This window comes from Lactococcus hircilactis, assembly GCF_009601015.1.
Classification (GTDB): domain Bacteria; phylum Bacillota; class Bacilli; order Lactobacillales; family Streptococcaceae; genus Lactococcus; species Lactococcus hircilactis.
On the sequence record NZ_WITJ01000012.1, the window covers coordinates 57,801 to 82,396 of the forward strand.

Below are 24,596 nucleotides of genomic sequence, written 5' to 3' on the forward strand. Positions count from 1 at the left end.
TATCGTTAATTTTACAATAATGAGAACAGTTTTTTTATTTAGAGTTATCATAATTATTGACACAATTTATAAAAAAGAGTATAATCATCCTTATCTTAATACAGTCTTAAAGTCTGAAAAAAAAAGTAATAAATTTAATAAAATTATACTTTGAGTGGAGGGAAAATGAAGAGTATAAGTGATGATCAAACGCTCTTGAAAGCAAAAGAGGTAAGTGTTTCTTTTCGCATTGGAGGAGAGTTTTTGGATGCGATTTACCATGTCGATTTGGACGTGAAACGTGGCGAGGTTTTGGCGATTGTTGGCGAATCTGGCTCAGGAAAGAGTACATTTGCGACAGCAATCATGGGGTTACATAATCCCAAACAGTCTCGTATTACAGGCTCGATTGTTTTGGATGGTGAAGAAATTGTTGGTAAAGTTGGCGATCAGATGTCAAAAATCAGAGGAAACAAAGCGGGAATGATTTTCCAAGATCCTCTAGCAGCGCTTAATCCGCTCATGAAAATTGGTTTACAGATTAAAGAAATGATGGCTGTTCATGATGTTTATCCAGAAAAAGAACAAAACGATCGGATCATTCAACTACTAAATCAAGTAGGCATTCCAAATCCTGAACGTGTTGCAAATCAATTTCCCCATGAGCTCTCAGGTGGGATGAGACAGCGAGTGATGATTGCTATAGCCATTGCAAATGATCCTGACTTGATTATTGCAGACGAGCCAACAACGGCATTAGATGTAACAATCCAAGCACAAATTTTAGATTTAATCCTGGATGTTCAAAAAAGGAAAAACGCAGGGGTTATTTTAATAACACATGATTTAGGTGTCGTTGCAGAAATCGCAGACACTGTTGCTGTCATGTATGCGGGGCAGTTAGTTGAAAAAGCCTCAGCACAAGAACTATTTACTCACCCCAAACATCCCTATACACGATCTCTTTTGAGATCAATCCCTTCGGCAGAGACAACATCAGACGATCTTTATGTGATCCCAGGACGTGTTCCTGCACTTATTGATATGGAACATGATAAGGATTTATTCTTACAACGTGTGCCATGGATGCAAAATCTAGCTGACAAGGTCGTTGCAGAAAAAATGGCGGAAGTTTCCCCTGATCACTTTGTACGTGGAGAAGCATGGAAAACTTTTGAATTTCCAGATGGAGGGGAAGCATAAGAAATAATGAATGAAATTTTAACATTAAAAAATCTAAAGGTACATTATCCTATACGATCAGGATTTTTCAATCGCGTGACAGATAATGTATATGCTGTTGATGGGATTGATTTGACTATCAACGAAGGAGAAACAGTTGGTTTAGTTGGTGAGTCTGGCTCAGGAAAAACAACGATTGGAAAAACGATTGTTGGACTTGAAAACATGACATCTGGCGAAATGATTTATAAAGGTCAAGACATTAGCAAAAAGAGCACACGAAATAAATTAAAATACAATAAAGATGTTCAGATGATTTTTCAAGATTCAATGTCAAGTTTGAATCCACGGAAAAATATTTATGACATCATTTCAGAGCCGATTCGAAATTTTGAAAAATTAGATCCAATAAGTGAAAGACAGCGTGTTAATGATTTGCTAGATATTGTGGGGCTTCCGCAACAGACATTAAGTCAATATCCGCACCAATTTTCAGGAGGACAGCGTCAAAGAATTGGGATTGCACGTGCTGTTGCAACAAATCCCAAATTAATTGTTGCAGATGAACCAGTCTCAGCACTTGACTTATCTGTACAAGCTCAAGTTTTGAATTTTATGAAACAAATTCAAAAAGAAATGGGAATTGCATTTTTGTTTATCTCACACGATTTGGGTGTTGTTCGACACATGACTGACAATATTGCAGTGATGCATTATGGTCGCATCGTTGAAAAAGGGTCTCGTGAAGCAATATTTAATGATCCTAAACACATTTATACGAAGCGTTTATTATCTGCGATTCCATCCATTGATGTCTCCAAAAGGCAAGAAAATAAAGCAAACCGACTTCAAGTAGAAAAAACTTTTGAAGAACAAAAGTACCTTTTCTATGATAAAGACGGACGTGCGCTCCCTCTAAAGAAAATTGGCGAGATGCACTGGGCAGCACTACCTGAAGGAGGAACAAAATAAATGTGGAAAGTAATTATTAGACGCATTCTGTTGATGATTCCTCAGTTGATTATTTTGAGCATTCTTGTTTTCTTGTTTGCTAAAATGATGCCTGGTGATCCATTCTCAGGATTAATCGGAGCAAAAACAGACTTGCATGAAATCGATGCCTTACGAAGAGCTGCAGGATTATACGATCCCTGGTGGGAACAATATTTGCGGTGGGTAGGGCACGCTATCCATGGTGATTTAGGCATGTCATATAATCTTCATATGCCAGTGACGACAGTGATTGGCCAACGAGCCATTAATACATTTTGGCTCTCCTTGTTGTCTGTTGTGCTGACTTATGTGTTTGCAGTACCGATGTCGATCTCTGCTGCGAAAAATGAAGGCAAATGGCAAGATAAGCTATGGCTGACGTACAATTCCATCACTTTTGGACTTCCACCTTACGTGATTTATCTCGTGATGATTGTTATTTTTGGATTTACACTCAAATGGTTTCCAACAGGAGGAACGGTCAGCCCAAACGCGATTGGTTTCTTTCCTGTGTTATTCAGTCGCATCTATCACATGATTTTGCCTGCCTTTACGATGGCTATTCTTGGGACGGTCGGGATCTTTACTTATTTCCGTTCAGGAATTTTGGATGAAGAAACGCAAGATTATGTTAGAACAGCTCGTGCTAAAGGTGTAAAAGAAAAATACATCTTTACACGTCACATTTTAAGAAATGCTTCTCTTCCAATTGCGGCAAACTTTGGATTTGTCATTACTGGATTATTGAGCGGTGCTATTTTTGCAGAAACAATCTTTGGTTATCCTGGACTTGGGTATTTATTTATTCAATCCATCACAGGTCGAGATTATTCGATGATTACGGCATTGATTTTGCTTAATGGTTTCTTAGGACTTCTTGGAGCACTTTTGTCAGATGTTATCATGGCACTGGTTGATCCTCGAATTCGGATTCAGTAAGGGGGAGAAGATGTCAGATAAAAAACAAAAAAATACAATGTCATTAACTCATGGCATTAAAAGAGAAATCAGAAATGATAAATTAGCACTGTATTCAAGTATTATTCTTGTGATATTATTTGTCGGTGTCTATGTGACAGCAATGTTTATTAAAAAGACAAGTTATGTAGATGTGAATATCATGGATCAGTACTTAGCACCGCTGACGAATGGACATCTGCTTGGCACCGATGTGGGCGGACGAGACATCATTTTGATGTTAATCATCAGTGCTAGAAATTCCTTTAATATCGCTATTGCAGTAACGCTTTTTACACTATTTGTCGGAAATGTTTTAGGGGTGACAACAGGGTATTTTGGAGGAAAAGTCGACTTCATTTTTATGAGATTTACAGACTTTGTCATGATTTTACCTAATTTGATGATCATTATTGTTTTAGTGACCATCATCCCCAAATTTAATGCTTGGTCATTGATTGGGATTATGTGTATCTTTAGTTGGATTGGAACAACGCGGTTGATTCGCGCAAGAACATTGACAGAAGTTAATCGAGATTATGTTCGCGCTTCTAAAACCTCTGGAACATCAAATCTGAAAATCATGTTCCGTGAGATATGGCCGAATTTATCGTCCATTATCATTGCTGAATCCACTTTAGTTTTGGCGGGTAATATTGGTCTTGAAACAGGACTTAGTTTCTTAGGTTTTGGTCTTCCAGCTGGAACGCCTTCTCTTGGATCTATGGTGAGTGAAGCAACCAACCCTCAAACCATGACGGCGATGCCTTGGACATGGGTTCCTGCAACGGTACTTATCGTAATTGTCATTTTAGGAACCATATTTATTGGTCAAGCCCTCAGACGTGTAGCGGACCAACGACAATCTACAAATTAATCAATCAATCAATCAATCAATCAATCAATTAATTAATTAACTCATTAAGCTTGTCATTTGGTTATCTGACGTTAAAGAAATAATCAAAAATGGAATTTGAAAGTAATCCTGAATTGTTACTTTCGAATTTACACTGCTTTTCAATTTTTTCAGTAATTCCAAGACTGATTTCCCTCAAAATTGCAAAGCGGTGTAAATTCGAAAAAGAATTTGGATGACTTTTGAAAATATTATATTTGGAGAAAAACGGATGAAAAAAACGAAAATTACACTTCTTGCAACTGGGTTGGTCGTTGCAGCAGCAGCATTGAGTGCTTGTGGTAACTCATCTACAACAAGCTCAGCAAAAGTGCTTAAAGTAGGAGATTTTAAAGTCGCTTACGATAATAAAGCAAAACCAATCAAGGGTGGAGAGTTGAATGTTGCTTATGAATCGGATTCACCATTTAAAGCACAATGGTTGGGCGGGCTCAGCGATGATGCTACATTTGCTGCGATGTCAGCTCCTTCTGGAGGCGCACTTTTCAATGTTAATAGTGCATTTAAGATCCAAAAAGGAGGTCCAGCAGACATTACTTTTGATAAGGATGCAAAAACAGCAACGGTTACGTTGCGTAAAGATTTGAAATGGTCTGATGGTTCTGAGGTTACTGCAAAAGACTATGAATTCCAATATGAGATCATTGCAAACCCTGCTTATGGTTCAAGTCGTTGGACAGATTCACTTTCTAATATTGTCGGAATGGATGATTTCCATACTGGAAAAGCCAAAACAATCTCTGGAATTACATACCCAGACGGTGAAAATGGAAAAGTGGTTAAAATCCAATTTAAAGATAATAAACCAGGATTCACGCAATCAGGAAATGGTTATTTCCTTGAATCTGCGGTACCTTACAATTATTTGAAAGATGTTGCACCTAAAGATTTAGCTTCAAGTCCAAAAACGACGACAAAACCATTGGTATTTGGTCCATTCAAACCAGTGAATATCGTCACAGGTGAGTCTATCAAGTATGTTCCGAATGAATACTATTATGGTGAAAAACCCAAATTGAAGTCCATCATCTACTCTACGGTCTCAACGGCCAAAGCTGTTTCGGCGATGAAGGCAGGAAAATATGATGTTATCAATGGAATGGCAAATAGTCAATACAAACAAGTGAAAGATGTCAAAGGTTATGTGACTCTTGGAAATCAAGCGTTGTATATTTCATTGATGTATTACAATCTTGGACATTATGACACTGCGAAATCTGTGAATATTCAAGATCGTAAAACACCTCTTCAAGATCAAGCTGTTCGTCAAGCGGTTGCTTATGCAAGAAATGTCGCAGAAGTTGATGCAAAATTCAGCAATGGATTATCAACGCCTGCAAATGGTATGATTCCACCAATCTTCAAACAATTTACAGATCCAAGTGCAAAAGCTTATGAAAAACAAAATTTGGATAAAGCTAAGAAATTACTGGAAAATGATGGTTGGAAAGTCAATAAGAGCACAGGTTATCGTGAAAAAGACGGTAAAGAGTTGTCTCTTGTTTATGCCGCACGTCAAGGAGACGCCAATCAAGAAACTATTGCTCAAAACTATATCCAACAATGGAAGAAAATTGGAGCTAAAGTCACACTTTACAATGGAAAATTGATGGAATTCAATTCTTGGGTTGACCATATGACGACTCCTCCAGGAGCAAATGACTGGGATATTACTGATGGAGCTTGGTCACTTTCATCAGAACCTTCTCAACAAGATTTATTCTCAGCAGCGGCACCTTATAACTTCGGTCACTTTAATGATCCACAAATCACTAAAGATTTGAATGATATTGACTCTGAAAAATCAGAAGATCCAACGTACCGTAAACAAGCTTTTGTCACTTACTCAAATGATATGGTTAAAAAAGCTTATGTTGTTCCAACAAACTTCTCAATTTCTTATACGCCAGTCAATAAACGTGTTACAGGAATGACGCTTGATTATGGGGATAATTACGGTTGGTCAGAAATTGGAGTCTCATCTAATACGCCAGCTTCGAAATAATGAATAAGAAAAAGATTTAAACTCAAGTTTAAATCTTTTTTATGTCGTCTTATTTTTCAAAGAGATAAGTTGTTAAGGCTTTAGAAACACCATTTTCGTTATTACTTGTCGTGATGTAATCAACTTCATTTTTTACGGGTTGAGGAGCATTTCCCATTGCGATGCCACAACCTGCAGCTTTTAGCATCTCAAGGTCGTTATAGTGATCGCCAAATGCTAAGATTTCTGATGGGTGGAGCTGATAGTATTTTGCAATTTCTTCAAGTGCTGTTTTTTTGGAACACGCACAAGAAGTGATTTCGAGGTAGTTTGGTTTGGATAAATTAAAGGAGGTGCGTGTAAGTCCAAGTGTTTTGAGTCCTAAAAGTGTATTTTGGATTTCATTTACGTCTCCAATCAAGAGGAGCTTGTGTGCGGGAAGGTCTGGAAATTTTCCAATGATGGGGAGCGTTTTAACAATCTCGGCTTCTTTTTGAGCCCATGAATCGAAAGTTTCAACGCGCCAGTCATTAGATGTGTAAAGGTTGATGGAGAGGTTGGGGTGTTGAGTCGTCACAAAATCAAGTATGAGTTTTAACTCCTTTTTGGCGAGCGGATGTTCGATTAAGGGATAAAACTGGTCTATTTTCCAATGTCCAATCAGTGCACCATTGAAACTAACCAATGGGAAATCAGGGATGTTTAGCATTTTTAGAAGCTCAATCATGCCAGATGGTGCTCTTGCAGAAGCTAAAATGAAAGGAATATCCATTTTTTTTAACTTTTTAACGGCCTTTTTCAATCCTGAATCTAAGTGGTGCTGGTCATTTAAAATGGTGCCATCAATGTCTGTGATGACCAATTTTATTGTCATGATTTCCTCCTTTTACGAAACAATTTTGTAAGTGATCGGCCAAAAGTAGGGGCTTTAATGATTTTTTCATTCCCAATGCGATCGCGGATGACACGCATTAATGGTCCAGTTTGATTGGATGAAAAACGTAATTTTTGGTGATTTTCAAGAATGAGTGCAAAAAATCTCCCTACTTTTTCTCCGTGTACCTCTACTTCAATTTTTTCAATTTCTGACCATCGAAATGCGAAGTGATCGTTTGGATTTCCATTTTTAAAAAATTCAAACGCACGATCGCCAACCATGATTTGACCATATTTTGCAAAACCTGATATAAAAACAGCATCTACCACATGATCATGTACCGTGTTTAATGATTCAACCAATTTTCATCCTCCTTTATAAAAAATAAAGTCCATCCAGTGATGGAGAGACTTTTGTGGTATGTTTATAAGATTCCAACGACGTGTGCTAAAATACCAACAACAAAGATGCCTAAAATCAAAAGTACTGGAGAGACTTTTTTGCGCAATAACCACATGCACAAGAAGGTCAATAAAACGCCTGCTAATCCTGGAAGTAATTTATCCAAATTGTTTTGCAGCGTAGTGACTTGCATGTTGGATAAGGAGTAACCTCCTGCATATTGTTGAAGAATCGTTTGTAAATCTGAACTTTGAAGATTTCCATGGAAGCTGTTAAAGTCGATGTATGCTCCTTTTTGGAGTTTGACTTTTGAAACTTGGGTGATGAAATTAATGCTGACCCATCGCTCAATCAATACACCCATGATAAACATTCCAAGAAGTCCAGCACCACGTGTGATGGTACTGAGTAAAGTGACATTTTTGGTGATTTGAACCCCTTGTTTATAGCCTAATTCTTGGGTGTACCACATAAATACGATGCGGATGATATTCCAGACAAGGACAAAAAAGACGGGAGCTACTAATGACCCACTAACGGCCAAACTTGCAGCGATTGCTCCAATGATGGGACGTAATGTAAACCAAAAGAGCGGATCTCCGATTCCAGCCAAAGGACCCATCATTCCGATCTTTGTTCCTTGGATGGCAGTATCGTCAACGATAGAAGAACCAGAAGCACGTTCTTCTTCAAGCGCCATCGTTACTCCTAAAATAGGTGCAGCAACGTAGGGGTGAGTGTTGAAGAATTCCAAATGGCGTTTCAAAGCTGCGGCTTGATCTTCTTTTTTTAGGGTAGAGTTTTTTGATTGCGGGAATCAATGAAAAGGCAATCCCGATATTTTGCATTCTTTCGTAGTTGTATGAACCTAATAACCACCATGAGCGTACGTTGACTTTCAGACGATCATTTTTTGTTAATTTAATTTTTTCAGCCATTGTTACACTCCTTAGTAGTTATCCAAAATTGTTCCAAGTTGATCGCCGTTTCCACCGCCACCAGAGCCTGAACTTTTTTCTGCTGTTAACATGACAGACATGTAGATGATGGTCAAAGCGACACCAATCAAACCAAGCGAGAGCAATGTTAATTGCATGATTGGCGCAAGGGCTAAACCAAGAATGAAGAAAGGCCAAGCTTCGCGTGTGGCCATCATATTGATAACCATGGCATATCCGACAGCAACAATCATCCCACCAGAAACTGAAAGTCCTCCAGTGAGCCATGCTGGGATTGCTTCTAATCCTTTTTGAACGACACTTGGTGCAACAGAAAGTAAAATACCAGCAGGAATGGCAACACGCAATCCTTGAAGTGCTAATCCAACTAAATGCCAGAGTTGTACACCAAAAAATGAGCTATGACGCGCTGCTGCATCGGCTTGGTGTGCGATAAAGACGGTCAATGTGCGGACGATCATTGTCAAGGCAAGTCCTGCAGTTGCAAGTGCTACAGCCATTCCGATGATGGTTGTGATTTCAGATAAAGAAACGTTTGGATTTTTTGCCCAATCGTGAGATTGAACAAGAATAATTGCTGAAGCAACTGAGGCTAAAGCAGCATCAGGTGCCATAGCAGCTCCGACGTTTGCCCATCCAAGAGCAATCATTTGAAGGGTTCCCCCTAAGATGACACAAGGAATGATGTGTCCTGTTGCGATTCCAATCAAGGAGCAAGCAACGATGGGCTGATGTAATTCAAAGGAATCTAATACACTTTCCATCCCTGCGATAAAGGCAATGATCAAAACAAAAATTATAGATATAAAACTCATTATTTCTCCTTACTATTTGAGGTGGGCATTTTCGATTAATTTGAAAATGTTCTCTTTGCTATTACTTGGTAATTGGCGAACTTCAAGTTCAACACCTTGTTCTTTTAATTTTTCAAAGGCGACAATGTCTTCGTGATCAACTGCAATCGCTTTTGAAATGAGTGTTTTTCCTTCAGAGTGAACCATTCCACCGACATTAAGTGTTTTGATGGGAACGCCCGCACGAATGGCTGTTTCGGCTTCGATAGGACTTTCAAAGAGAAAGAAAATCTTTTGTCCTCCAAATCGAGGATCTTTGAGGACTTCGACCATTTTTTTGATGGGGACGATATTGACTGGGACACCAGCTGGTGCGGCTTGTTTTAAGAGCTTTTTTCGTAAATCATCTTTTGAGACACGATCAGAAACGACGATAATCCGGTCTGGATGCACTTCTTTTGTCCATGCAGATGCGACCTGTCCGTGAACAAGGCGAGAATCAATTCGGGCAAAGGCGACTTTGATTTTTCCATCTCCAACTACGGTTCCTTCTGGCATGAAGGCTGAGTTTTTCTTGATTTCTTGGGCTGGTGCGCTGTAGTGCTTTTGTAATTCATCAGGGCGCACCTTGATGCCTGTGGTCTTAATTTCTTTAAGAATGTTAATTACTGCTTGTTGTGCTGTTTGATCAGGGTTCATTTGCTCAGCATACGCTTGAATCAAAATGGGTAGATTCAATCCTGCAATGATTCCTGTTGTTTCTTGATGTTGCTCGAAAATACGATTGGCCTCGTTAAATGGGCTTCCTCCCCATAAATCAACGAGAAACAAAATTTGATCTTCAGGGTCAAATTTTGCCATTGCTTCTTGATACTTTCTTGCAAGATCTTCTGGTCCTTCTCCAGGCATAAAAGTGATTACTTCCACTTTTTCTGGATTTCCAAAAAGCATGGTCCCAGATTGCCTCACTCCTTTGGCAAATTCTCCATGGCTTGCTAGAATAATTCCAATACTCATCAAAACCTCCATTAAATTTTTTTATGATCAGCTAGCCTAATCATAGATATTATACTATATTTATTTGAAATATACTTAATTTATATGAATTATTTTAGATATTTTTTTAAATATTTGTAATTCCTTATTTTTCCAATAGTTTTATATAAAGAACTCAGAAATTTGATAAAAAGAAAAAAACCATTTCTGTCAGTACTGACAGAAATGGTTTGAGGGGAGATTTTTTATTGACGAACAACAAGAACGTCACATGGGGCATTTTTGATGATATAGTCCGCAACTGAACCAATGAAAATCCGTTCAATATAAGATAATCCAGTTGCTCCTAAGACGATCAAATCGACATTCTCGTCTTTTGGTAAGGTTTGTCCAAGCATGACCTTTGGGGAGCCAAATTCGACGCGCGTTTTCACTTTTGTGAGACCAGCTTGTCTGGCATCGTCAGCGAAATCTTGAATGAGATTTTCAGCACCTTTATGTGTATCGTCAGCGACAACAGTGTCATAAGCTGAAATAGATTGGAAAGCGCGCAAGTCGATAACGTTTGCGATGACTAATTCAGCATCATTACGGAGGGCAGTCGCGACAGCTTTATCAAAGGCTTTTGTAGCTTCAACAGAACCATCAAGACCGACGAGGATTTTTTTATAATTATCTAACATAAGCGACTCCTTTATTTGTATCTTTTTTTATCTATACTCTCATTTTACTCTTATTTTTGCGATTTGTAAAATGAAAACTGTTTCATTTCTTTATTGTGGTATAATGAAATGTAAGTTTCATTGTGGAAATAAAATGATTTATTGAAAGAATGAACGGAAACAAAATACTCAAGTGCTTGCACTTGAAGAATGAAATGGAAGTTTAATGTTTCATCTAAAACTCCAAAGAAATAAGGTAAAGAAATGACTCGATATGCTGTGGTGGATTTGGAAGCGACCGATGCTCATAGTACAGAGAATAAGATTATTCAAATTGGCATTGTTTTTGTAGAAGAGGGAAAAATTGTTGGAACTTATACGACGGATGTGAACCCACATCGGGCGCTATTGCCGAGAATTCATGAACTGACAGGACTTTCTGATCAGCAGTTGAAAAAAGCACCTGATTTTTCAGAAATTGCACAAGAAGTGGCTGATTTGCTTGAGGATTGTGTTTTTGTGGCGCACAATGCGGCATTTGATTATGGATTGTTGTGGAAAAGCTTTCAATCGCTTGGGATTGTTTTTGAAGTGCCGCGCGTGGATACGGTTGAATTAGCACGGATTTTTTATCCGACTTTTGACAAATATGGAATGGAAGCACTGGGAAAGCGGCTGAAATTGACACATGAACATCCTCATGCAGCTCTTTCAGATGCGTATGCAACAGCGGAATTACTGATTAAAATGCAAGAAAAAGCACGTCAATTGCCTCTGTCAGTACTGACAGAATTAGTTAAGCACGCGGATGCCTTGCTTTATGAGACCGCCCTTTTTTTGCGAGAACAAATTACTTTTGCAAGTGCAAAACCAGCCGGATTTCTTGTGATTAATCAGATTGCAACAAGAAAACGGCGGGTGATGAAGGTGAAAAAAAAGAAAGCGACATCGCTCTCTTTTGATTTCTCTGAAAATATGAGTGCGATGGGACTTTCTGCACGTCCAAAACAACTCGTACTGGCGCAAAAAATAAATCAAGCGCTAGAGTCAAAAACGGTTGATTTTATTGAAGCACCAACAGGGATGGGAAAAACTTTTGCGTATCTTTTGCCCGTTCTTGCTGCAGGAAAAAGAGGCGTTATCTCAACGCCTACAAAACTCTTGCAAAATCAATTGATGCGTGATGTCGCGCCAGTTTTGTATAAAAAATTTGGCATCAGAATGGCCAAAATCGTCGGGAATCAAAATTATATTTCGATTGCGCGTTTTTCAACACTGTTACAAGAAGATACAGGGAGCAAAAATTTTGAAATTTTTAAAATGAAAGTGTTGGTGTGGCTGACCCAAACAAATACTGGAGAACTTGATGAACTTTCAAAAGTGATGATGAGTGATGATTATTTAACAGCGGTTGCTTATCACGCAGATGTGAGAGAACAGCAGTTGCATTACGCGCAGGAATTTTGGCCAAAAGCACAAGAAAAAGCGAAACATGCACACATCAAAGTCGTCAATCATGCGTATTTGATTGAACGATTGGCTGATTTTCCAGAGACATTCTTGGAAGATCGTGTTTTGATTGTTGATGAAGCGCAGCAATTATTCCAAATGATGGAGCAAATCAATCAAAAATCCATTCGTTTAACAGATGAATTACTTAAAATTGATCCAGAAGAATCACAGCTCAAAAAGCGCCTCCAAGAAAGTCTGATCTATCAGCTCTCAAAAAAAGAAATCCAAGTGGATAAAATCAGGCTAGATGCGCAAGAATTGGGCCTGTCAGCGCTGACAGAATTGCTAAGCGAGCCTGATGCTTTGGTGTTTAAAGCGCAGGATCGGCTTTATGCGAGTCGCCCAGATTTTTATAATTTTGCAAAATTAGTGCCAAAAGAAACAAAACTTTTCATGATCGGAGCAACGCTCTCACTGAGTGAAAAAGAGCCCTTATTTCCTGAACTCCTTGGATTTTCGGAATATCATTTTTTCAAGATTGAAAGCGAACCTGTCAAAAATCAAAAACTTTTTGTCATTAATGACAGCCCTAATGTGAAGAATACCAGTGTGATGGATTACGCACATTACACTGCCCAAGCGATTGCGCAATTGTCTGAACTTGACTTTCCAATTGTTGTTTTGTTTCGGTCAAAAATGGCGCTCACGTTTACGGCAGAAAAACTCTCAGCAGACGGTTTTCATCTCTTAGCGCAGGACATCAATGGGACTGCAGCACATATTAAGAAAAAATTTGATAAAGGGGAATGTCAGATTTTGCTTGGGTTGGGGAGTTTTTGGGAAGGAGTTGATTTTGAGCAACAGAAAAAAATGATTTTAGTCATTCCACGACTTCCCTTTTCAACTCCAGAGGACATTTTAACGAAAAAATATGCTGCGCGATTTAAAAATCCATTTTATGATTTTAATGTACCGATGGCGACATTGCAATTAAAACAAGCTTTTGGTCGTGTCAATCGCAAGCCGCGTCAAAAGTCAGCGCTTGTGATTCTGGATTCACGCCTTTCAGGAAAGAATTATGCTAAAAAAATGCGCCACAATATTTCTGATGTGATGGCGATAAAAATGCTCCCATTTAGCGATACAATCAGCGAAATTTTAGAATTTTTGATATAATTAAAAATAGCACTTGAAAATGGAAGCGATATATACTGATTTTTATTTTTAAAGAAAAAGAAAAGGGGAATTTGAGATGAGAAAACACAAAATGAGTGTGGTTTCACAAATCACAATCGGTATTTTGAGTGTCATTCTCGCAGTTTATCTTGCCTTTGCCGCTTATTTTTTGGGGGCGACTCATCCATATACCTATTCACGTCAACAGGTTATCGCTATTGCAAAAGAAAAGGCGCACTTGAAAACAGCAGAAGCTTTTGGTGTAGCAACAACAAATGAAACGACATACGCGGTCATTGGTTTGGATCAGAAAAACAAGCAAATTGGAGTGATTGTACCAGAGCACAAAGGAAATTTAACGGTCGTTGACCTCTCTAAAGGAGTTTCTCCTGAGCAACTCAAAACAAACACAACGACGTCGATTGTTTTGGGACTCTATGAGAATAAGCCCGTTTGGCAAGTCAACCTACCGAGCGGATTTAAAATATATGATTTTAAAAGTGGACATGTGATTTTGTCTTTGAATGCATAAAAATAGGGAGTGAAGTAATGAAAAAATGTTCTGATTTTGTTCTTGGTATGGATGAATCTGTCACCTTAGCCGCAGCGAATCGTGCGAAACAATTGAAAAGTCAAGGACGAGATATTATTGATTTGACGTTAGGACAACCTGATTTTAAAACGCCAAAAAACATTGGAGATCAAGCGATTTGCGCCATTGAGAATGGAAAAGCGAGTTTTTACACTCAAGCAGGTGGACTTCCAGAATTAAAGCAAGCGGTCGCTAATTATTGGCAAAAATTTTATGGGTATGCTGTAGATCAAAAAGAAATAGTAATCACGTCAGGGGCTAAATTTGCGCTGTATGCGTATTTTCAAGCTGTATTAGATCCAGGAGATGAGGTAATTATTCCAGCACCTTGTTGGGTGTCTTATGTGGACCAAGTAAAGATGTCCAGAGGAAAGCCTGTCATTGTTCACGCAACACAAGCGCATGATTTTAAAGTGACAGTCGATCAATTGGAAGCTGTCATTACTGACAAAACGAAAGTATTGCTGCTCAACTCGCCATCTAATCCAACGGGCATGATTTATACGCAAGAAGAACTGACTGCGATTGGAAATTGGGCGGTCGCACACGATTTACTGATTTTGGCAGATGATATTTATTGTCATTTGATTTATGGGGATGCCCAATTTAGTGCGATTTCGAGTTTGTCTCCTGCCATTCGTCAGCAGACGATGGTGATTAATGGTGCTTCAAAAACTTACGCGATGACTGGCTGGCGGATTGGATTTGCTGTTGGGGATTCAGAAATTATTGCGGCAATGACGAAATTTGTGAGTCAAACCACATCAAATCCTGCTGCGATTAGTCAATATGCAGCCATTGAAGCGCTAAATGGGGATAAAACACAAGTTGAAGTGATGAGAAAAGAATTTGAAGCACGACTCAATACGATTTATCCGCTTTTGTGTGAGATTCCAGGATTTGAGGTCATCAAACCTAACGGTGCATTTTATCTCTTTCCAAAAGTGACGCAAGCAATGGCCATGAAAGGGTATCATGATGTGACTGATTTTACCACAGCGATTTTAGAAGAAGCCGGTGTGGCTTTAGTCACAGGTGCGGGCTTTGGTGCGCCTGAAAATATTCGATTGAGTTATGCTACAGATCTTGAGAGTTTGCTTGAAGCAGTCTCACGCATTAAAAATTGGATTAATTCAAGTAATCAATCGAGTGGAAGTTCTAATTGATTTTAAAACCGCTGCCCCCAACTTTTACAAACTATAGAAAGACGATTTAAAAATGAAAGATTTAATTTCGATTAAAAATGTCGGCGCACACGTCGGCGAAACAGTAAAAATCGGCGCTTGGATTGCTGATAAATCAGGCAAAGGGAAACTTCAATTTCTTCAATTGCGCGATGGCACAGCATTTTTCCAAGCTGTTGTCTTCAAACCAAATATGATTGAAAAATTTGGTGAAGAAGAAGGTACAGCTAAATTTGATGAAATCAAGCATCTCTCACAAGAAACTTCAGTTTATGTGACTGGTGTGGTTAAAGAAGATTCACGGTCAAAATTTGGTTATGAACTTGATGTGACAGATTTGGAAGTGATTGGTCACTCACACGATTATCCCATTACACCAAAAGAACACGGCGTTGAATTCCTCCTTGATAACCGTCATTTATGGTTGCGCTCAAAACGTCAAATGGCAATGATGCAAGTTCGTAATGCAATCATCTATGCAAGCTATGATTTCTTTGCGAAAAACGGCTTCATTAAGTTCGATAGTCCGATTTTGTCAGGAAATGCTGCTGAAAACACAACAGAACTCTTTGAAACAGATTATTTTGGAAATTCTGCGTTCTTGTCACAATCAGGGCAACTTTATCTTGAAGCTGGGGCAATGGCGCTTGGACGTGTTTTTGACTTTGGACCAGTATTCCGTGCTGAAAAATCAAAAACACGTCGTCATTTGACTGAGTTTTGGATGATGGATGCAGAATATCCCTTTGTTACTCATGATGAATCATTGGATATTCAAGAAGCTTATGTGAAAGCGATGATTCAAGGTGTTTTGGACAATGCGGCTTATGCGCTTGAAACCCTTGAACGTGATACAAGTAAGTTGCAAAAGTATATTGATACACCTTTCAAACGTGTGTCGTATGATGATGCGATAGATTTGTTGCAAGCCCACGAAAATGATGATGATACAGACTATGAGCACGTCGAACATGGAGATGATTTTGGTTCGCCTCATGAAACATGGATTTCAAACTACTATGGTCTGCCAACATTTATCGTCAACTATCCTGCAAGTTTCAAAGCGTTCTACATGAAACCAGTCCCTGGTAACCCAGAACGTGTCTTGTGTGCTGATTTGTTGGCACCAGAAGGTTATGGTGAAATCATTGGTGGTTCAGAACGTGAAACAGATTATGATTTGTTACTTAAGAAAATTGCTGATTTCGGTTTAGATCCTAAAGATTATGATTGGTATTTAGAACTTCGTAAATTTGGTTCTGTTCCTCATGCTGGATTTGGACTTGGTCTTGAGCGGATGGTGACGTTTGTCGCTGGGACTGAACACATTCGTGAAGCCATTCCATTTCCACGGATGATTAATCGTATCCATCCTTAAGGGATGCCCAAAAACGATAAGTTTCTCATCGGACGATGGGAGATTTTTTTTAAAGAAAATAAAAAATTTTCAAAGCATTATAAGCATTGTATTTTTTTAAATCATTAATGGTATAATAATTAAAGCAGTAAAAAGGAGAAAAAATGAAAAAAGTCGGACTTGTTTTTGGGACACTATTGGCGTTTTTTGCCGTTGAAAAGCTCGTAATGCTAGGAATTGGCCAATTATTAAAGCCAATCACAAAAGGGATGCTAGGTTATTTCTTTGTTCAGTTGATTTTGGAGCTTGCGATGCTTTTTGTTTTTATTGTTCTCAATCAAAAAGTGGTGAAACAAAAAATCTTATTTGAAAAATATCCGTTATTAAAAGGGTTTGGTTTGATGTGGTACACGTGGTTGATTCTCGTGGTGCTTGTGATGACGGAGTTGAGTGGGATGAAAAAAGCCAGTCTTTCATTTTCAGAAAGTGCGCTTGCTTTAGTGCTTGCACTCACGATTGGTTGTGCTGAAGAGTTTATTTTTAGAGGGCTGATTCTTGGGAAAATGGTTTCAAGTGGAAGCTCTGTACTTGTTGCATTGTGTGTTTCTTCAGTATTATTTGGTGCAGTCCATTTCATCAATCTTTTGCATAATTCATTTTATAATGTTGGACTTCAGGTATTATATGCGATCCCATTGGGGGCATTTTTGGGATTACTTTATCTCAAATCCAATGCATTAATTTATCCGATCGTTGCGCATGGATTACAAGATTTTGCAGCATTCTTTATTTCTGGTGGGAAGATGGATTCGACAATGGCGACACCACAAACGGTGTTGCAGCTCTATGTAGTGTTTGGCGTGATTGTTGTTGCTTATTATCTGACAGGAAAAAAGCAGTTGCGGTTATTTAAAATACGCCTTGAAAATCCTGTCAGTACTGACAGCACGCTAAAAAGGGGACTTGGGAAATGAATTTGAATGAGTATCAAGAAAAAATCATAAAATTCGATGTTGACGGACCGATTCATGGAATTTCACAGGTTGATTTTGCGTTTTTGGATAAGGTTTTAGGTTTAAGTGGAGAGTCTGGAGAGGTCGCAGACAAGGTAAAAAAATTGATCCGAGATCAAAATGGCATGATTTTATCTGAGAATAAAGTGGCAATCCAAAAAGAATTGGGAGATGTGCTTTGGTATTTAGCGAGTGTTGCGCGCTATTTGGGAATTGATTTGGAGTCAGTCGCACTAGGAAATATCGAAAAATTAGAACGCCGAATTCAGCGCGGAAAAATTTCTGGGAGTGGAGATGAGCGATGAAAATACTGATTGTAGCGGGGATGCCAATTGATGAAATTACGGGTTCTTATGATGTTGTGATTGGTGTTGATGCGGGAAATCTTCACTTGCTTCATTTTGGAATTCGTCCAGATCTGGCTGTGGGGGATTTTGATTCTGTCAGTGCTGACGATTTTTTAAAGATCAAAAATCAAAGTCGTAAACTTTTGAAATTACCAGAAAAAAAAGATGATACGGATTTAGAAATCGCATTGAATCAGGCTTTTGAGATTTCTGATGATGCAAAAGTGACGATTATCGGTGCGCTTGGGGGACGGATGGATCACATGTTATCAAATCTCTATCTGCCGACCACATCAACGTATCGGGCACACGCAAGGCAAATCCAGCTGGTGAATGCTCAAAATGTGATTCGTTACTATCCTTGTGGAACATATATACTAAAGCGACTTGAGGGGATGAAATATATTGGATTTGTCCAAGTCGATACAGGAGAGAGTTTAGAAATCACGGGAGCAAAATATCCGCTCAAAGCAGCAGATAATTTCAAAACGATCTATACCAGTAATGAATTTCTCACAGATACAATGACCATCAGTCACAAAAAAGGAATGCTTATCGTGATTTATACTAAGGATGAAATTCCAAAAAAGTGATAAAATAATAAAATAACAAACGAAAAGAGAGAAAAAATGTCAAAAGAAATTTCAACTCAAAAGGCACCTGCGGCAATCGGTCCTTATGTTCAAGGAAGAATTGTCAATGGAATTTTATTTGCTTCTGGTCAAATTGCACTAGATCCAGCGACGGGGGAGCTTGTGGGAGAAACCATCGAAGCACAAACCACTCAGGTCATGGCCAATGTCACCGCATTGCTTGAAGCCGCTCATACAGATGTGGATCATCTGATTAAGGCAACCTGCTATTTAACCAATATCTCAGATTTTGCACGCTTTAATGCAGAATACAGTAAAGCATTGGGAAAATCATTTCCTGCGCGTTCTGCTGTTGGCGTTGCTGGATTACCAAAAAATGCTTTGGTTGAAGTCGAAGTCATTGCTGAAATTCCAGTGTAAAGAGAAAGGTAATCGCTCTTTGATAAAACGGATGATGAAAAAATGGTGCTCGATGAAGTCCCATTTTTTTGAATCTTATGAGATCACTAAAGAGTGAAAACGGTTTTTTTCAATGGAAAATGATAAAATAGAGAAAAATAAGGAGCGGTCAAAAGAAATGATCATTGGAGTAATCGGAGCGACATCAACTATTGCCAGTAAAGCTTATCTGCCTGTTTATGCGAGTTTGCAAGATGAGCATCGCTTTATTCTTTATTCAAGAACATGGGAAAAAGCAGAAGAATATCGCAAAAAATACAAGTTTGAGTATGCAACAACAGACCTTGCAGCATTGGAAACAGTGGATTTAGTCATGATTCATGCAGCAACCAGCCAGCATTTTGAGTTGGCTAAACGCTATTTATCTGCAGGGGTTCATGTGTTGATGGATAAACCAATTTCTGAAAATTTCAATGAAGTGCGTGAACTTTATGACATTGCAAAAGCAAAAGAGGTTTTGTTTGTGATTGCATTTAACAGACGTTTTGCCCCTCAAACACAGAAACTAAAAGCGATGCCGCATAAAAATGTCATTAAGATCACAAAAAATTTAGCAGATCATAAAGGAGAAATCAGGTTTCAACTGTATGATATTTTTAGTCATCCATTAGATACATTGATTTACTTGTTGGATGATGAGATTGAACAGTATCAGTATCGGTTGAAGCTGGATGATCAGGGAAATTTGGCACGTGCATGCGTGTTTCTTGAAACGGCGACAACGAGCGGAATTGCGAGCATGAATTTGGATTCTGGCGCATACAAAGAAACGTTTGAAGTTGAATCAAGTGCTGCAACGTCCATCGTTACAGATTTGACTGAATTAGAAATACTAACGACACAAGGACGTCACATTTCGCATCCCAACGGATGGAACTCTGCACCAGTCAATCGTGGCTTTGAGGAGCTTTTGTGTGAGATGCTGCAAGCTGTCAGTGACTATGACCCTAAAAATCGGACTGCACAACTAAAAAAACTCAAACAAGAAAACATCCTCAAAACTCACGAAATTATCGCCGAAATGCTTGGTGAAAAATGAATGCTCTTTTCTTAATTCTAAAAAGAAAGAAGTGCTCTGTTTTTTAAAATCTGTCAGTACTGACAGATTTTTTGAAAAAAGAAAAAAGGAAAAAAGTGATGAAAATTGAGCGATTATTGGGAATTATTTTTTATTTACTTCGGCACCAGCACGTGAGTGCTCAACAACTTGCTCAAAAATTTGAAGTGTCAAAACGAACGATTATACGAGATATGGAAACATTGAGTTTATCAGGAATTCCGGTCTTTTCAACTTCTGGAATTAAAGGAGGATATGAGCTGCTTGATACTTTTGAGTTGAATCAAACGCTGACAAATGCTCAAGATTTCAAAAATGTCTGGGAGGCATTAAAAACTTTGCAAACCGTTCTTGAAGATGAAAATTTAGAACATACGATGAACAAAATACAGGTGAAAATGCCACATCCATCAATTTCAGAGGATGTTTTGGTTGATTTTGGTATTGTTCGAGAAAATGAGTTTCTGTCAGTACTGACAAAGCAAATTACAGCGGCGATTGCTCAAAAAAAAGTCATTTTATTTCATTATAAAAACAGTGAAAAAGAGCGAGAGGTCGAACCAATTGCACTCAATTATCGGTGGTACAGCTGGTATTTGATTGCGCATGATATGCAGTGTCAACAGACTCGAATATTTAAGCTGAGTCGGATGTCGGAGTTGCGTGTAACAAAAAAACAGCTGCAAAAAGAGATACAAGACAAGGCACAATTTGTGGAAGAATGTTGGAAAAACGACGCACGTCCAAAAACAAAACTCACATTATTTTGTGAAAAAGAAATCAAAAGTGAAATAATGGAATACTTTAGACCTTCAATTTTATCTGTTGATGAACGGGGAAATTTTATCTGTTCATTTGATGTTGTTGAATCAGAACGACTTTGGTTTGGACTTCTACTCAGTTTTGGGGATTCGGTCAAAATTATCGCACCAGAAAAAATAAAAAATAAAATGATCACACAGGTCAAAAAAATAATTGAGCAAATGGAAAAGTGACAGACTGTTGTCACCTTTTTTATTCTATAATGAAGAGGAATTAAGAAAGGAGTATCAAAATGACAACAATCATTCGTAAAGACGGTGTTTCTGATTGGGCACATTCAGGGATTATAAAAGCAGGAGATTATTATTTTGTGGGCTATTGTTCAGGAAATGATCAACTGGACATGAAAGGTCAAGTTGCCACAAGTTTAGATGAGCTGGAAAGAAAATTAAAACTTTTTGATTTAAGTTTAGAAAATGTTGTTCAATTGAATGCACTTTTGCTTGACATCTGGGAAATTCCAATTATGGAAGAGGTGTTTAAATCTCGATTTTTGGGAGATTATCCAGTCAGAAAGTCAATTCAGACGAATTTTGCACATCAAAATTTGCGTTTTCAATGCGATGCCATTTGTTACAAGTCAAGTGATGAATGAGTTTAAATCTGTCAGTACTGACAGATTTTTTTAGTCTTGAAAATGAGAAAAAACTGGTGAAAAATTCGATTTTTTTCTCTTTTGTTGGGCAAAATATGGTAAAATATTACTATGACTATCGAGCAAAAAATCAAAGCATTAACGGACCTATTGAATCAGTATGCCTATGAATATTATACAAAAGATGCCCCATCTGTTGAGGATGAAGAATATGATCGACGGTATCGTGAATTGGAGAAATTGGAGCTAGAAAATCCTAATTTGGTGCGTGCAGATTCTCCGACAAAACGGACTGGAGATGTGATATTATCTGGTTTTGAGAAGTTTCAACATCCTTATAATTTATACAGTTTAGGCGATGTTTTTTCAAAAGAAGAGTTGGAAGTTTGGGAAGCACGTGTTCGCAAGGAAGTGTCGAATCCAGAATACATTTGTGAATTAAAAATTGATGGATTGTCTCTCTCTTTATACTATGAACAAGGAAATTTAGTGACTGCAGCAACGCGTGGTGATGGTTCTGTAGGTGAAAATATTACAGAAAATGTGAAACGCATCAAAGACGTTCCACTAAAACTACGTGAACCGATTGATATTGTCGTGCGCGGGGAGGCCTATCTCCCAAGAAAAAACTTTGCAAAACTTAACGATGAGCGAGAATTAGAAGGGCTACCGCCTTTTGCAAATCCGAGAAATGCAGCAGCAGGAACTTTGCGTCAGCTTGATACAAAAGTTGTTGGTAAACGTGGTTTAGCTACTTTTCTTTATCAAGAAGCCAGCCCTGCGACCAATGACAGTCAAGAAGAAGTGCTTGAATATTTTGAAAGTCTTGGATTTCAAGTGAATCCTGAGCGAAAATTTGCAAAAAATATGGACGAGATTTGGGCGTTTATTGAGCGTGCAACAACGTTGCGGGATCAATTGGCTTATGATATTGATGGCGTTGTCATCAAAGTGAATGATCTTGCAACGCAAGAAGAACTCGGATTTACAATAAAAGCTCCGCGATGGGCCATAGCTTATAAATTTCCAGCAGAGCTTGCACAAACAGAGATCTTATCTGTGGATTGGACCGTCGGACGTACGGGGGTTGTAACACCAACAGCTAATATGACACCAGTGATTCTCGCTCAAACAAAAGTATCCAGAGCAACATTGCACAATGTTGATTACATTCGTGAAAAAGACATTCGGATTGGGGATAAGGTCTTGATTTACAAGGCTGGAGATATCATTCCTGCGGTCAGTCGTGTATTGTTTGATCAGCGGCTGTCAGCACTGACAGAAATGCCCATCCCAACGACTTGTCCAGAATGTCACTCGGATTTATTGCATTTTGATGATGAAGTCGCACTCCGCTGCGTAAACCCGTTGTGTCCTGCTCAAAATCGTGAGCGTTTGATCCATTTTGCCAGTCGAAATGCGATGAACATCGTAGGACTTGGTCCAAGTGTGATTTCACAATTGTTTGACAAAAAATTAATCAGTGACGTGTCAGATTTATACGCTTTGACGACTGAAAAATTAGCCGAACTTGATAAAGTTCAAACCAAATCAGCTCAAAAAATAGTGGATGCTATTTCTGTCAGTCGAGAAAATTCGGCTGAAAAACTACTTTTTGGTTTGGGCATTCGTCATGTCGGTGCAAAAGCAGCAAAGCTTTTGATGGAAGAATTTTTGAACCTCAGAACTTTAGCACAAGCCAGTGAAGAAAAAATCGCGAATATCCCGTCATTAGGCGAGGTGATTGCGCGTTCTGTGACGACTTATTTTGAAACTGCAGGCGCTCAAAAATTACTGAATGAACTCGAAAACGCGGGACTGAACTTTGATTATTTAGGGACTGTTGTCAGTACTGACAGCATTTTATCAGGAAAAACAGTCGTTCTGACAGGAAAATTAAACACACTGACACGGACACAAGCAAAAGAAAAATTAGAAGCACTTGGCGCCACTGTTTCTGGGTCAGTTTCAAAAAAAACAGCGCTTGTTGTTGCAGGAAGTGAGGCAGGATCAAAACTTTTGAAGGCTCAAGCACTGGGCATCGAAATTTGGTCAGAAGAAGCGTTGATCAATTTATAATAAAACAGATGTTTAGTTTTTAAAAAAAATAAACAACAAAAGATGAGAAAAAAATGAAAGAAAATAAACGTCGTGCACGCCTGATCTATAATCCTTCAAGCGGTCAAGAGATAATGAAAAAAAATGTGGCGGATGTTTTAGAAAAATTAGAAAGTTTTGGTTATGAAGCTTCCGCATTTCAAACAAAAATTGATTCAAAATCCGCAGAAAAAGAAGCAAAACGTGCGACTTTAGCAGGTTTTGATTTGATTGTGGTTGCTGGCGGAGACGGGACCATCAATGAAGTAGTCAGCGGCATTGCAGAGTTCAAAAAACGACCGCAACTCGCCATCATTCCCACTGGGACTACCAATGATTTTGCACGCGCACTCAAAATTCCGCGCAATAATCCTGTTGCTGCTGTCGAGATCATTGGAAAGCATCAAACACTAAATATAGATGTCGGGCAAGCCATCACTGCAGACAAAGAAAGTAAATTTTTCATCAATATCGCTGCTGGCGGAGCACTGACGGAGCTGACTTATAGTGTGCCTAGCAATCTTAAAACCATGTTTGGTTATTTGGCTTATTTGTCAAAAGGAGCAGAGCTTTTGCCACGTGTGAAATCTGAAAAAGTCCGCGTAAAATATGATGACGGAATTTTTGAAGGCAAAATTTCCATGTTTTTTGTTGCGTTGACCAATTCAGTTGGCGGATTTGAAAAAATCGCTCCCGATGCGAAGCTTGATGATGGTCAATTTACACTCATTTTAGTCAAAACGGATGATTTTTTCTCACTTTTAGCGCTTTTAGGGATGGTCGCCAATGGCTCAGGCAAGCATGTAAATGACATTAATGTCGAGTACATTAAATCCTCACACATTGAAATAGAGCCGCTTGAGCGAAAACGTCCGACCTTGATCAATTTGGATGGGGAGTTTGGCGGCGAAGCACCCGTTAAATTCAAAAATCTAAAAAATCACATTGAAATGTTTGTCAATCTTGACGAAATCAATGATGAGCATTATATTGGCGATGAAGAATCCTTGGCACTTGAAGCAGTCGCACAAAAATTTGCCAAAGAAGCAGGTCGTGTCCAAAACGAAACACTCTAAAACAAAAACTTTTTTTCATACATAAAGAAGGACAACAAAAGTGAAAAAACAGCTTCTGTTTTTTTTTTGCATAAA

Annotated in this window: 23 protein-coding genes and 1 pseudogene; 18 read left to right on the forward strand and 6 right to left on the reverse strand. The window is 38.5% G+C overall.

Features of this window, described 5'->3' with window-relative positions; translation table 11 throughout:
• The first annotated feature begins 165 nt into the window (after positions 1–165).
• The 5 genes from GHI93_RS09245 (at position 166) to GHI93_RS09265 (ending at position 6,032) form a co-directional block, all read left to right on the forward strand.
• A complete protein-coding gene (locus GHI93_RS09245) occupies positions 166–1,182 on the forward strand; it encodes an ABC transporter ATP-binding protein (protein ID WP_153496769.1) in 1,017 nt (338 codons plus the stop codon).
• 6 nt (positions 1,183–1,188) lie between these two features.
• Positions 1,189–2,133, forward strand: a complete 945-nt coding sequence (locus tag GHI93_RS09250) for an ABC transporter ATP-binding protein (RefSeq protein ID WP_153496770.1) — start codon at positions 1,189–1,191, stop codon at positions 2,131–2,133.
• A complete protein-coding gene (oppB, locus tag GHI93_RS09255) occupies positions 2,134–3,093 on the forward strand; it encodes a murein tripeptide/oligopeptide ABC transporter permease OppB (RefSeq protein ID WP_153496771.1) in 960 nt (319 codons plus the stop codon). It abuts the gene before it with no gap.
• A 10-nt stretch (positions 3,094–3,103) separates the two neighbouring features.
• A complete protein-coding gene (locus GHI93_RS09260) occupies positions 3,104–3,988 on the forward strand; it encodes an ABC transporter permease (protein WP_153496772.1) in 885 nt (294 codons plus the stop codon).
• 250 nt (positions 3,989–4,238) lie between these two features.
• Positions 4,239–6,032, forward strand: a complete 1,794-nt coding sequence (locus GHI93_RS09265; protein ID WP_153496773.1) for an oligopeptide ABC transporter substrate-binding protein — start codon at positions 4,239–4,241, stop codon at positions 6,030–6,032.
• Positions 6,033–6,081: 49 nt separating this feature from the next.
• On the opposite strand, the gene GHI93_RS09270 is transcribed toward GHI93_RS09265, so the two are convergent.
• From GHI93_RS09270 to GHI93_RS09295, 6 genes and pseudogenes are all read right to left on the reverse strand, one after another.
• Positions 6,082–6,885 (reverse strand): Cof-type HAD-IIB family hydrolase, encoded by an 804-nt coding sequence (locus GHI93_RS09270; protein ID WP_153496774.1) that lies wholly within the window; start codon positions 6,883–6,885, stop codon positions 6,082–6,084.
• Positions 6,882–7,250, reverse strand: coding sequence for a DUF956 family protein (locus GHI93_RS09275; RefSeq protein ID WP_153496775.1), 369 nt, complete (start codon positions 7,248–7,250; stop codon positions 6,882–6,884). Before GHI93_RS09275 ends, GHI93_RS09270 begins: the two co-directional genes overlap by 4 nt.
• A 62-nt stretch (positions 7,251–7,312) precedes the next feature.
• A pseudogene (locus GHI93_RS09280) lies at positions 7,313–8,228 on the reverse strand (PTS system mannose/fructose/sorbose family transporter subunit IID).
• An 11-nt stretch (positions 8,229–8,239) separates the two neighbouring features.
• The gene (locus tag GHI93_RS09285; protein ID WP_153496776.1) at positions 8,240–9,064 is read right to left on the reverse strand and encodes a PTS mannose/fructose/sorbose transporter subunit IIC; all 825 of its coding nucleotides are present in this window, start codon (positions 9,062–9,064) and stop codon (positions 8,240–8,242) included.
• Positions 9,065–9,076: 12 nt separating this feature from the next.
• On the reverse strand, positions 9,077–10,060 hold the full coding sequence (locus GHI93_RS09290; protein ID WP_153496777.1) for a mannose/fructose/sorbose PTS transporter subunit IIB: 984 nt from the start codon (positions 10,058–10,060) through the stop codon (positions 9,077–9,079).
• A 224-nt stretch (positions 10,061–10,284) separates the two neighbouring features.
• Positions 10,285–10,722 carry a universal stress protein gene (locus GHI93_RS09295; protein WP_153496778.1) on the reverse strand — a complete coding sequence of 146 codons (438 nt, stop codon included), beginning with the start codon at positions 10,720–10,722 and terminating at the stop codon, positions 10,285–10,287.
• A gap of 243 nt (positions 10,723–10,965) precedes the next feature.
• Here GHI93_RS09295 and GHI93_RS09300 point away from each other — a divergent pair, with 243 nt between their 5' ends.
• The 13 genes from GHI93_RS09300 (at position 10,966) to GHI93_RS09360 (ending at position 24,521) form a co-directional block, all read left to right on the forward strand.
• Positions 10,966–13,329 carry a helicase C-terminal domain-containing protein gene (locus tag GHI93_RS09300; RefSeq protein ID WP_153496779.1) on the forward strand — a complete coding sequence of 788 codons (2,364 nt, stop codon included), beginning with the start codon at positions 10,966–10,968 and terminating at the stop codon, positions 13,327–13,329.
• A gap of 76 nt (positions 13,330–13,405) precedes the next feature.
• A complete protein-coding gene (locus GHI93_RS09305) occupies positions 13,406–13,861 on the forward strand; it encodes a cell wall elongation regulator TseB-like domain-containing protein (protein ID WP_153496780.1) in 456 nt (151 codons plus the stop codon).
• Positions 13,862–13,878: 17 nt separating this feature from the next.
• Entirely contained in the window at positions 13,879–15,087 is a 1,209-nt protein-coding gene (locus GHI93_RS09310) for a pyridoxal phosphate-dependent aminotransferase (protein WP_153496781.1), read from the forward strand.
• A gap of 52 nt (positions 15,088–15,139) precedes the next feature.
• Complete coding sequence (gene asnS, locus GHI93_RS09315; RefSeq protein ID WP_153496782.1) at positions 15,140–16,483, forward strand: asparagine--tRNA ligase; 1,344 nt, start codon at positions 15,140–15,142, stop codon at positions 16,481–16,483.
• Positions 16,484–16,626: 143 nt separating this feature from the next.
• Positions 16,627–17,436 carry a CPBP family intramembrane glutamic endopeptidase gene (locus tag GHI93_RS09320; protein WP_153496783.1) on the forward strand — a complete coding sequence of 270 codons (810 nt, stop codon included), beginning with the start codon at positions 16,627–16,629 and terminating at the stop codon, positions 17,434–17,436.
• Positions 17,433–17,780 (forward strand): nucleoside triphosphate pyrophosphohydrolase family protein, encoded by a 348-nt coding sequence (locus GHI93_RS09325; RefSeq protein WP_153496784.1) that lies wholly within the window; start codon positions 17,433–17,435, stop codon positions 17,778–17,780. The genes GHI93_RS09320 and GHI93_RS09325 overlap by 4 nt, the downstream gene beginning before the upstream one ends.
• A complete protein-coding gene (locus GHI93_RS09330) occupies positions 17,777–18,415 on the forward strand; it encodes a thiamine diphosphokinase (RefSeq protein ID WP_153496785.1) in 639 nt (212 codons plus the stop codon). The genes GHI93_RS09325 and GHI93_RS09330 overlap by 4 nt, the downstream gene beginning before the upstream one ends.
• Positions 18,416–18,451: 36 nt before the next feature.
• A complete protein-coding gene (locus GHI93_RS09335) occupies positions 18,452–18,835 on the forward strand; it encodes a Rid family detoxifying hydrolase (RefSeq protein ID WP_153496786.1) in 384 nt (127 codons plus the stop codon).
• Between the two features lie 157 nt (positions 18,836–18,992).
• On the forward strand, positions 18,993–19,913 hold the full coding sequence (locus GHI93_RS09340) for a Gfo/Idh/MocA family protein (RefSeq protein WP_153496824.1): 921 nt from the start codon (positions 18,993–18,995) through the stop codon (positions 19,911–19,913).
• A gap of 98 nt (positions 19,914–20,011) precedes the next feature.
• Positions 20,012–20,926 carry a helix-turn-helix transcriptional regulator gene (locus GHI93_RS09345; RefSeq protein WP_153496787.1) on the forward strand — a complete coding sequence of 305 codons (915 nt, stop codon included), beginning with the start codon at positions 20,012–20,014 and terminating at the stop codon, positions 20,924–20,926.
• 59 nt (positions 20,927–20,985) lie between these two features.
• Positions 20,986–21,348 (forward strand): RidA family protein, encoded by a 363-nt coding sequence (locus GHI93_RS09350; protein ID WP_153496788.1) that lies wholly within the window; start codon positions 20,986–20,988, stop codon positions 21,346–21,348.
• Between the two features lie 111 nt (positions 21,349–21,459).
• Positions 21,460–23,427, forward strand: coding sequence for an NAD-dependent DNA ligase LigA (gene ligA / locus GHI93_RS09355; protein WP_153496789.1), 1,968 nt, complete (start codon positions 21,460–21,462; stop codon positions 23,425–23,427).
• Between the two features lie 53 nt (positions 23,428–23,480).
• Positions 23,481–24,521: a diacylglycerol kinase family lipid kinase gene (locus GHI93_RS09360; protein WP_153496790.1), complete on the forward strand. Its 1,041-nt coding sequence runs from the start codon at positions 23,481–23,483 to the stop codon at positions 24,519–24,521.
• Positions 24,522–24,596 lie beyond the last annotated feature (75 nt).